At 66.1% G+C, this 9,536-nt stretch carries 8 protein-coding genes; 7 read left to right on the forward strand and 1 reads right to left on the reverse strand.

Translation table 11 applies throughout. The features are described 5' to 3' along the window. Positions 1-11: 11 nt before the first annotated feature. Positions 12-902, reverse strand: coding sequence for a LysR family transcriptional regulator (locus NU1_RS39205; protein WP_067529477.1), 891 nt, complete (start codon positions 900-902; stop codon positions 12-14). Between the two features lie 70 nt (positions 903-972). On the opposite strand from NU1_RS39205, the gene NU1_RS39210 reads away from it, so the two are divergent. From NU1_RS39210 to NU1_RS42470, 7 genes are all read left to right on the forward strand, one after another. Then, positions 973-2,328: an FAD-binding oxidoreductase gene (locus tag NU1_RS39210; protein WP_067529479.1), complete on the forward strand. Its 1,356-nt coding sequence runs from the start codon at positions 973-975 to the stop codon at positions 2,326-2,328. Between the two features lie 283 nt (positions 2,329-2,611). Next, complete coding sequence (locus NU1_RS39215; RefSeq protein ID WP_067529481.1) at positions 2,612-4,165, forward strand: ABC transporter substrate-binding protein; 1,554 nt, start codon at positions 2,612-2,614, stop codon at positions 4,163-4,165. An 89-nt stretch (positions 4,166-4,254) separates the two neighbouring features. Then, positions 4,255-5,262: an ABC transporter permease gene (locus tag NU1_RS39220; protein ID WP_281221294.1), complete on the forward strand. Its 1,008-nt coding sequence runs from the start codon at positions 4,255-4,257 to the stop codon at positions 5,260-5,262. Continuing rightward, a complete protein-coding gene (locus tag NU1_RS39225; protein ID WP_067529485.1) occupies positions 5,262-6,278 on the forward strand; it encodes an ABC transporter permease in 1,017 nt (338 codons plus the stop codon). Before NU1_RS39220 ends, NU1_RS39225 begins: the two co-directional genes overlap by 1 nt. Then, a complete protein-coding gene (locus tag NU1_RS39230; RefSeq protein ID WP_067529487.1) occupies positions 6,271-8,070 on the forward strand; it encodes an ABC transporter ATP-binding protein in 1,800 nt (599 codons plus the stop codon). Before NU1_RS39225 ends, NU1_RS39230 begins: the two co-directional genes overlap by 8 nt. 362 nt (positions 8,071-8,432) lie before the next feature. Then, the gene (locus tag NU1_RS39235) at positions 8,433-9,317 is read left to right on the forward strand and encodes an SPFH domain-containing protein (protein WP_067529489.1); all 885 of its coding nucleotides are present in this window, start codon (positions 8,433-8,435) and stop codon (positions 9,315-9,317) included. A gap of 2 nt (positions 9,318-9,319) precedes the next feature. Continuing rightward, entirely contained in the window at positions 9,320-9,484 is a 165-nt protein-coding gene (locus NU1_RS42470) for a type II toxin-antitoxin system antitoxin (RefSeq protein ID WP_169815212.1), read from the forward strand. Positions 9,485-9,536 lie beyond the last annotated feature (52 nt).

Below are 9,536 nucleotides of genomic sequence, written 5' to 3' on the forward strand. Positions count from 1 at the left end.
GGCAGGGTCGTTCAGGACGTCAGCGCGATACGTAGTTGACCCAGTAGAACTTTCGCGGCCGGGCTGGTCGGGCGATCGGTGCGCCAGGCCAGCACCAGCCGCCCGCGCAGCGCCGGATCGAGACCCAGTACGCGTATTCCGAGGGCCGCGGCCTCATCCGGGCCGAGTTCGGGAATGACCGCGATACCGAGGCCGTGCGCGGCGAGCCGGACCAGTAGTGGGGGAGCGGCGGCCTCGAAGGCGATATCGGGGGTGAGACCGGCCGCGGCGCAGGCTCGTTCGAGTACCCCGCGCAGGCCGGTGCCGGGAGGCAGGCAGATGAGCGGGTGGCGGCACAGCTCCGCGAGGTCGATCTTGTCGTCGAAGCGCTCATCGTCCGCGGCGACGGCGGCGACAATGGCGGTATCGACCACCGTCTCGATGGCCACGGCCGGATCCAGGTCCGCGCCGGTGAGGCCGATCATGGCGATATCGAGTTCGCCGCGACCCAGCGCCGACAGCATCCGGTCCGAGGTGTCCTCGGTGAGGCTGATGCGGACCTGCGGATGATCGCGATGGAAGGCGGCCAGGACGCCGGCGGCATCGAACTCGTCCAGGGCCGCTCCCGAAATGAGTCCCACCCGCACATGCCCGCGCAGTAGTCCGGTGAACTCGTCCACGGTATGGGTGATCCGCTCCGTCGCCGCCAGGGCCGCTCGCGCGAACGGCAGGACCGCCGCGCCGACCGGGGTCAGCGTGATCGAGCGGCCCGTCCGGTCCAGGAGTTGCTGTCCCAGTTCGTGTTCCAGCTGCTTGATCTGTGCGCTCAGGCCCGGCTGGGCCAGATGCAGCCGGGCGGCGGCGCGGGTGAAATTGGCCTCCTCGACCACCGTGACGAAGTAGCGCAGTTGACGCAGTTCCATAACCATTGATTCTAGCGATCAGCAGAACTATCTGTTGGAGTTATCATCGGTGTACGCGCAGAGTCGAGGTATGACGCCGACAGCCAGCACCGAACTCCGCACCACCGGCCCGGTCTTCCGGCCGGGACAACCGGACTACGACACCGAGATCGCCGGTTTCCAAACCGCCTACACCCACCGCCCAGCCCTGGTGGTCGGCGCGCTGCATGCCGAAGATGTGCGCAGCGCCGTGGAATACGCCGCGCGCCAGGGCCTTCCGGTCGCGGTGCAGGCCACCGGGCACGGACTGTCGGTCGCGACCGACGGCGGCGTGCTCATCAGCACCCGCCGCATGGCCGATATCCGCATCGACGCCGCCACCCGCACCGCCCGCGTCGCCGCCGGAGTGCGGGCCGGTGCGCTCATCGAAGCCGCCGCCGCCCACGGCCTCGCCCCACTCAACGGCTCCTCGCTGTCGGTCGGCATGGTGGGCTACACCCTCGGCGGTGGCGTGGGCATTCTGGCCCGCGAATTCGGCTATGCCGCAGATCATGTGCGCGCCGTGGAACTGGTGACGGCCGATGGTCGCCTGCGCCGCCTCGAACCCGGCGACGAACTCTTCGCGGCCGTGCTCGGCACCGGCGGCAACTTCGGTGTGGTCACCGCGCTGGAACTGGAACTGGTGCCGGTCACCACCGTGTACGGCGGTCAACTCCAATTCGATACGCGCCTGGTCGAACCCGCGCTGGAGGCGTGGCGGCTGTGGACCGCCGACCAGCCCGAGCAGCTGACCTCCGCCATCACCATGCTCACCATTCCGAATATCGCGCAGGTCCCCGAACCCCTGCGCGGGCGCTACACCGCCACCATCAATATCGCCTATACGGGTGACGCGGCCGCGGGGGAGCGGATCGTCGCCCCGCTGCGCGCGGTGGGTGAGCGCCTCGCCGATGATCTGCGCACCATGCCCTACACCGAAAGCCATGGCATCTACCGCGATCCCGACGATCCGCACGCTTACACCGCCACCAACGCGCTGCTCACCGACCTGCCCGCGCGGGCGGCCGAAACCTTCCTGGATCTGACCGGTCCGAACTCGCCGAGTCCCGTCGTCGCCGGTCTGCGCCACCTCGGCGGTGCGCTGCGCCGTCCCGGCCCGGCCGGTATCGCCGTGGATCACCGGGCCGCCGAGTACGTCGCCCGTGTTATCGCCATGCCGGATGCGACGCCCGTCGACGAGCGATTGGCCGGGATACGGGAGGGCCTGTCGCCGTGGACGATCGGTCATCACCTGAACTTCCTCTACGGCGGTGGCGCGGAGGCCGACGAGGCGCAGACCCGCCTCGGGTACGCCCCGGCCACCTACGACCACCTCGCCGCACTGAAGTCGAAGTACGACGTCCACAATATGTTCCGGAGCAACCGGAACATCCGCCCGGCCGGGTGACCCGGCAGGCATGCCACGCCCGCCGACCGGAAATTAACCTGCGCGTCACGCGTTTTCGCCACGAACCCGGCAATCCTGGGACGAATCTTCGCAAATGCAACATATTGGCAATTACTCGTCGGTACTGTCCCCGCCATACCGAAAGTTCACCGCTGTCGCATCGGTCTTGTGATCCGAGTCCGGGGCGTGGCGGTTTCGAGATGAGGGATCGAAGATGAGTATTTCGGCGAGGCAGGCATGGCCGACTCGACCGGGTGCAGTGAGAAGTGTTGCTGCACTGGGCATGACGGCTCTTGCCGTGCTAGCGGTGGCGGGCTGTGGCTCGGGCCGTACCGGTGGCGGCGGAGAAGGCGGGATCGTGGTCGGTACTACCGACAAGATCTTCTCGCTCGACCCCGCCGCCGCCTACGACAATGGGTCACTTCTGCCGGAGACCCAGGTGTACCAGTTCCTTTTGAACCTGCCACCGGGTGAGACCACGCCCGAACCCGACGCGGCCGAGAACTGCGAGTTCAGCGCGCCCACGGTCTATACCTGCACGCTGCGTGAGGGTTTGAAGTTCGCCAACGGAAACCCGCTGACCTCGGCCAGCGTCAAGTTCTCCTTCGATCGAATGGTGGGGATCAACGACCCGAACGGTCCGGCCTCGCTGCTGCAGAATCTGGACAGGACCGAAGCCACCGACGAACGCACCGTGAAGTTCACGCTGAAGGAGGCCAACGACCAGACCTTCCCGTCGGTCCTGACCACCCAGGCCGGTCCCATCGTGGACGAGAAGGTGTTCCCCGCAGACAGGGTGATGGACGATAACGAGGTCGTGAACGGTAAGCCCTTCTCCGGCCCGTATTCGATCGTCAACTACGACAAGAACAAGCTGGTCGAATACAAGGCCAACCCCGACTACAACGGGGCGCTGGGCAAGCCGAAGACCGAGTCCATCTCGACCAGGTACTACGGCACCACCGAGAATATGCGCCTCGATGTCCAGAACGGCGATATCGACGTGGCCTGGCGCAGTCTGACCCCGAGTGACGTGGACTCGCTGCGTCAGAACGGCAATGTCAGTGTCCTGGAGGGGCCGGGCGGCGAGCTGCGCTACATCGTCTTCAACCTGGACACCATGCCGGGTGGTACCCCCGAACAGAAGTTGGCCGTCCGTAAGGCCGTCGCCTCGTCGGTGGACCGCGACGCACTCGCCGCCAATGTGTACAAGGACACCTACACGCCCGCGTATTCGTCTGTTCCGCAAGGCTTCCCGGGCGCGGCCGAGCCCTACAAAGACATCTACGGTGCCAAGCCGAATAAGGAAGCCGCGGCCAAGTTCCTGTCCGACGCCGGGGTGGCCACGCCGGTCGAACTGAACTTGCAGTACAACCCGGACCACTACGGTGAGTCCAGCTCCGAGGAGTACGCCGCCATCAAGACCCAGCTCGAGGCCTCCGGGCTTTTCCGGGTCAACCTGCAGGCCACCGAATGGGTTGCCTACCAACGTGAACGGGCCCGCGACGCGTACCCGCTGTACCAGCTGGGCTGGTTCCCGGACTTCTCCGATCCGGATAACTACCTGACCCCGTTCTTCGCACCGAACAACTTCCTGCAGAACCACTTCGAGGTTCCGGCCATTACCGCGCAGCTCACCGCGGAGACGACCGAGCCCGATGCCGATAAGCGGCTCGCGATCATCGAGCAGGTACAGACGGATCTGGCCCGCGATCACATCTCGATGCTGCCGCTGCTGTCGGGTAAGCAGATCGCGGTGGCGGGCAAGGACGTCAAGGGGCTGCAGGAGACGCTCGACGCATCCTTCCGATTCCGGTTCGGCGTCCTGAGTAAGTGACAGCTGTCGCCAAGGCGGAGGAGCCGGAATCCCCGGCTCCTTTTCGCCGAAACAGGCAGCGCGGCAGTGGATCTCGACACAGCGTTCTCCTGCGCTATCTGGGTGTCCGGGCTCTGCTGATCGTGCCCACCGCATGGATCCTGGTGACGGTCGTCTTCTTCCTCATGCGGGTGATCGGTGATCCGATCACCGCCGCGCTGGGTGGGCGATTGCCGGCCGATCAGATCGAGGCCCGCAAGGAGGCGGCCGGACTGAACCGGCCGATTCTGGAGCAGTACTGGGAGTACATCTCCGGATTGCTGCGTGGGGACTTCGGCAGAACCGCCGACAATCGGGCCGTCACCGAGGTGGTGTCCACCTATGGTGTGGCCACGCTGGAACTGGTGTTCTGGGCGCTGATCGTCGCCTTCATCGTCGGTGTTCCACTCGGCAGATACGCTGCCACCCATCGTGATTCGGGCTCCGACGTGGTATTGCGGCTCTTCGCGATCCTGGCCTACGCCGCGCCCGTATTCTTCGTCGGGCTGGTCCTGAAGTTGATCTTCTCGGTGCAGCTGGGCTGGTTGCCCGGATCGGGTCGGGCCAGCGCCCAGGTGGAACTGGACCTGATGCACGTCTCGCCCAAGACCAACATCCTGATCATCGACGCCATTCTGTACGGCGATATGGGGCACCTGATCGATGTCCTGAAACACGCTGTACTGCCGGCGGTCGCGCTCGGATTGCTCACCGGCGGCGTCTTCCTGCGCCTGGTGCGGATCAACCTCATCCAAACCCTGCGTGCCGATTACGTCGACGCGGCGCGAGCGCGTGGTCTGTCCGCCCGGACGGTGACCGGGCGGCATGCCTTCCGCAATGCCCTCATTCCGGTTGTCACCGTGATGGGTATGCAGATCGCCATGCTGCTCAGCGGTGCGGTGCTGACCGAGAAGACGTTCAACTGGCCGGGACTCGGACATCAATTCGCCGAGTATCTGTCCAGTCGCGACTTCATGGCGGTGCAGGGCATTGTCGCGTTCATCGCGCTACTGGTGGCGGTCATGAGCTTCGTCATCGACTTCATCGTCGCCATGGTCGATCCGAGAGTGAGGTTCTGATGGCGACCTCCGAACTGACGACCCCGACCGACAGCGGTATCGCGGTACTCCCGCCCCGGCGCGGACTACCGGGGCTCAAACTGCTACGGATGACGCACGGTCTACAGCGCGTCACCCTGCTGTTCGGGCTCGCCCTGGTCGCGCTGTTCATCCTGATCGCGGCCTTCGCACCGCTGCTCGCGCCCTACGGGTTCGCGCAGACCAGTGCCGACGGTGTGGATTTCGGTAGCCAGCAGGCACCGTCGGCGCAGCACTGGTTCGGTACCTCGGTGCGCAGCGAGGATGTGCTCTCGCGGGTGATCTACGGTGCCCGCACCGCACTCGCGGTCATCTCGGTATCGCTGGTGCTGTCGCTATTCGTCGGTGTGCCACTGGGATTGGTGTCCGGCTACCTCGGACGCTGGGTGGACCGGGTACTGGTGCTGTTCATGGACGCCATGTACGCGTTCCCCGCCCTGCTGCTGGCCATCATCGTCTCGGCCATGGTGGCGGGCGGGCAATCCAGCAGTACCGGCGGCATTCTGTCGGCGGCGGTGGCCATTACCGTGATCTTCGTGCCGCAGTACTTCCGGGTGGTGCGCAACGCCACGGTCGCGGTGAAACAGGAACCGTTCGTGGACGCGGCCCGGGTCACCGGTGCGTCGACGGTGCGAATCCTGTTCCGGCACATCCTCGCCAATGTCACCCAGTCACTGCCGGTAATCATCACCCTCAATGGCGCGGAAGCCATTCTCACCCTCGCGGGACTGGGATTCCTCGGATTCGGTATCGAACCGACCCAGGCCGCCGAATGGGGATACGACCTCAATAAGGCGGTCATCAATGATGTGTCCAACGGGATCTGGTGGACCGGTGTCGCGCCCGGTGTGGCCATCATGCTGGTGGTGCTCGGTATGACCCTCGCCGGGGAGAGCTTCAACGAGGTGATGAATCCGCTGCTGCGCACCCGTCGCACGGTGGGCGCGCCCACCTCGGTGGAGAAGGCGGCCGTCACGCGGGAGGCCGACGATGTCTGAACCGGCACTGTCCATCGAATCGCTCTCGGTCACCTTCGCCACCGACGCCGGGGCCGTCCCGGCGGTCCGTGAAGTGTCCTACCAGGTATTTCCCGGTGAAGTGCTGGCCGTCGTCGGCGAATCCGGATCCGGGAAATCGGTGAGTTCGCGCACCGCCATCGGACTGCTGCCCGCCAGTGCGCGGGTGGATGGTTCGGTCATGCTGGGCGGCAAGGACGTCACGGCCATGAGCGAGCGGCAGCTGACGGCGCTGCGTGGCGGGGCCGTCTCCATGGTGTTCCAGGAGCCTGGCTCGGCGCTCGACCCGCTGTTCACCGTCGGCTTCCAGATTATGGAAGTGGTTCGCGCGCACAGTGATATGAAGCGCAAGGCGGCCAAGGCCCGGGCGGTGGAGCTGCTGCGCCTGGTCGGGCTGCCCGATCCGGAGCATCGGGTCGACTTCTACCCGCATCAGCTCTCCGGCGGGCAGAAGCAGCGCGTCATGATCGCCATCGCGATCGCGTGTGAGCCGAAGGTGATCATCGCCGACGAGCCGACCACCGCGCTCGATGTCACCGTGCAGGCCGAAATCCTGGAACTGCTCCGGGATCTGCGCACGCGCCTGGGCAGCGCCATCGTGCTCATTACCCACAATATGGGCGTGGTGGCCGATCTGGCCGATCGCGTGGTGGTCATGCGCGAGGGACGGGTGGTCGAGACCGCGACGGTGGATGAGCTGTTCGCCAATCCGCAGCACGAGTACACCCGCGCACTATTGGCCGCGGTGCCGCATCTGGGTGGCAGTCGACCCGATCTGCCCCCGCCCGCACCGCCGTGCGGACCCTTCGGCGAGGTGCTGCCGTCCGAGGAGCTGGTGCCGTCCGAGGAGCTGGTGCCGGCCGAGGAGCCGGTGCCCTCGGCGACGCCGGTACGGGCGAGAACCCAGGAGCCCCCGGAGTCGACGGCGGCGGCATCCGCCGGACCGGTGCTCGAGGTGACCGATCTGATCGTCGAATTCCCCGGCGCCCTGGGGCGTCCGGCATTCCGGGCCGTCGACCGAGTCAGCCTCAGTATCAACAGCGGTGAAACCTTGGGCCTGGTGGGCGAATCCGGCTCCGGGAAATCCACCATCGGTCGGTGTGTGGCGGCCCTGCAAAGGCCGTCCGCCGGATCGGTGCGAATACTGGGGCACGAGCAGGTGGGCCTGTCGGAACGGCGGCTGCGACCCATGCGCCGTCGGCTGGGATTCGTATTCCAGGATCCGGCAACATCATTGAACCCGCGCATGACTGTTGGGGAATGCGTGGCGGAACCGCTCATCGTCCACGGTGCGGCCAAGGGGGAGGCGCTGCGTTCCCGCGTGCGCACCCTCCTGGACGACGTGCAGCTGCCATCGGGAACGGAACATCGCTACCCACACGAGCTTTCGGGCGGACAGCGGCAACGCGCCAGCCTCGCGAGGGCTCTTGTCCTCAATCCGGATCTCCTGGTCGCCGACGAACCGACCAGTGCCCTGGATGTCTCGGTACAGGCGACGGTGCTCGAACTCTTCGCGCAATTGCAACAGGAATGCGGCTGGGCCTGCCTGTTCATCAGCCACGACCTGGCCGTCGTCGACCAACTCGCCGACCGGATCGCGGTGCTGCGCAATGGCGCCGTCGTCGAACAGGGCACCCGCGACGACATCCTGCGCAACGCCACCCAGGAGTACACCCAGCGCCTGGTAGCCGCGGTCCCCGTCCCCGACCCGGTCGAACAACGCCGCCGCCGCGCCGCGACGGCAGCACTGTTCGCCACCGACTACGGGGGATGAACCGAACCCGCTCTGGGATCCCGCGTCCCGCTGCCTGACGGCAGCGGGACACAGCGGGGATGGGGAGCGGCGCGCCCGCGGCCATTACGGCTGTGGGCGCGTGGCGTTTCTCCTGCAACGGCCCGCCCGTCATTCCGGCGCGCTTTTGGCCGGAATACACACGATCCGGTGCGGTACATGGGGTGTGGCTCCCGGCCAAAAGCATGCCGGGATGACGAAGGACGAGCCCAGTGCCGTCGCGGTATTCAGTGCCCGTGATCGCACGATCGCGGGCACTGAGCGTCGCAGCCCGGAAACTCGCTTGGCGTCTGCAGCCGAAACGCGCTATCGTAGTGATATCACTTCGATATTGGGAGGGCGCAATGGAGCTTCGTCCGGCGTTTCGGATCAACGGGTTTCTCATGCTGGCGGTGCTGCTCGTGGCGACGGTTGCCGCGGGAGCGGTGGTGGTGTTCGCTATTGGGACGGCGGCCGATGGCGGCGGGGTAGGGGCCGTATTGGTCGGCGTGGTCGCGGGGTGCATCGGACTGGCCGCGCTGTTCGGACTGACCGGTCTGGTCATCGTGAACCCCAATGAGGCCCGGGTAATCCAGTTCTTCGGCCGCTACATCGGTTCGATCAGCGATCCGGGGTTCTTCTGGACGGTGCCGCTCACCGATCGGCGGCGAATCTCGCTGCGGGTGCGCAACTTCGAGACCCAGAAGCTGAAGGTCAATGACGCCGACGGCAATCCGGTCGAGATCGCCGCCGTGGTCGTCTACAAGGCCGTCGACAGCTTCAAGGCCGCCTTCGCCGTCGACGATTACGAGCAGTACGTGGAAACCCAGTCCGAGGCAGCCGTTCGCCACCTCGCGACCATCCACCCCTACGACTCGCACGACGACATTCGCACCAGCCTGCGCGACGGTGCCGAGATCTCCGAGGAACTCACCACCGAACTGCGCGAACGCACCGCCACCGCCGGGATCGCCGTTCTCGAGGCGCGCATCACCCACCTCGCGTACGCCCCGGAGATCGCCCAGGCCATGCTGGTTCGCCAGCAGGCCAACCAGGTGGTCGCCGCCCGTGCCCGCATTGTCGAAGGTGCGGTCGGTATGGTCGGCATGGCCCTGGCGAAGCTCGCCGATGAGGGCATGGTCGAACTCGATGAGGAACGCAAAGCCGCGATGGTCTCCAACCTGCTGGTCGTCCTCTGCGGCGACCGCCCCACCCAGCCCGTCGTCAATGCCGGCTCGCTGTACAACTGACCATGGCTCAGGGTAAGCGTGAACCGAAAAAGGTGCTGCTGCGCCTGGATCCGGCCATCCACGAGGCCATTGCCAAATGGGCGTCCGACGATCTCCGCAGCGTCAATGCCCAGATCGAATACGCTCTGCGACTGGCACTGAAACAGGCTGGGCGAGACCCGAAATAGCGTGAACCAACCCGCACCCGCCCCGAGCTTCGGGGCGGGTGCGGGTTGGCGG

Origin of the sequence: Nocardia uniformis NBRC 13702, assembly GCF_001613345.1 — a bacterium.
GTDB lineage: Bacteria > Actinomycetota > Actinomycetes > Mycobacteriales > Mycobacteriaceae > Nocardia > Nocardia uniformis.

What these genes read in the sequence shown, in the direction of transcription:
- NU1_RS39205 (WP_067529477.1), bottom strand. Translation starts at nt 902, where the DNA reads ATGGAACTGCGTCAACTGCGCTACTTCGTCACGGTGGTCGAGGAGGCC.
- NU1_RS39210 (WP_067529479.1), top strand. Translation starts at nt 973, where the DNA reads ATGACGCCGACAGCCAGCACCGAACTCCGCACCACCGGCCCGGTCTTC.
- NU1_RS39215 (WP_067529481.1), top strand. Translation starts at nt 2,612, where the DNA reads ATGACGGCTCTTGCCGTGCTAGCGGTGGCGGGCTGTGGCTCGGGCCGT.
- NU1_RS39225 (WP_067529485.1), top strand. Translation starts at nt 5,262, where the DNA reads ATGGCGACCTCCGAACTGACGACCCCGACCGACAGCGGTATCGCGGTA.
- NU1_RS39230 (WP_067529487.1), top strand. Translation starts at nt 6,271, where the DNA reads ATGTCTGAACCGGCACTGTCCATCGAATCGCTCTCGGTCACCTTCGCC.
- NU1_RS39235 (WP_067529489.1), top strand. Translation starts at nt 8,433, where the DNA reads ATGGAGCTTCGTCCGGCGTTTCGGATCAACGGGTTTCTCATGCTGGCG.
- NU1_RS42470 (WP_169815212.1), top strand. Translation starts at nt 9,320, where the DNA reads ATGGCTCAGGGTAAGCGTGAACCGAAAAAGGTGCTGCTGCGCCTGGAT.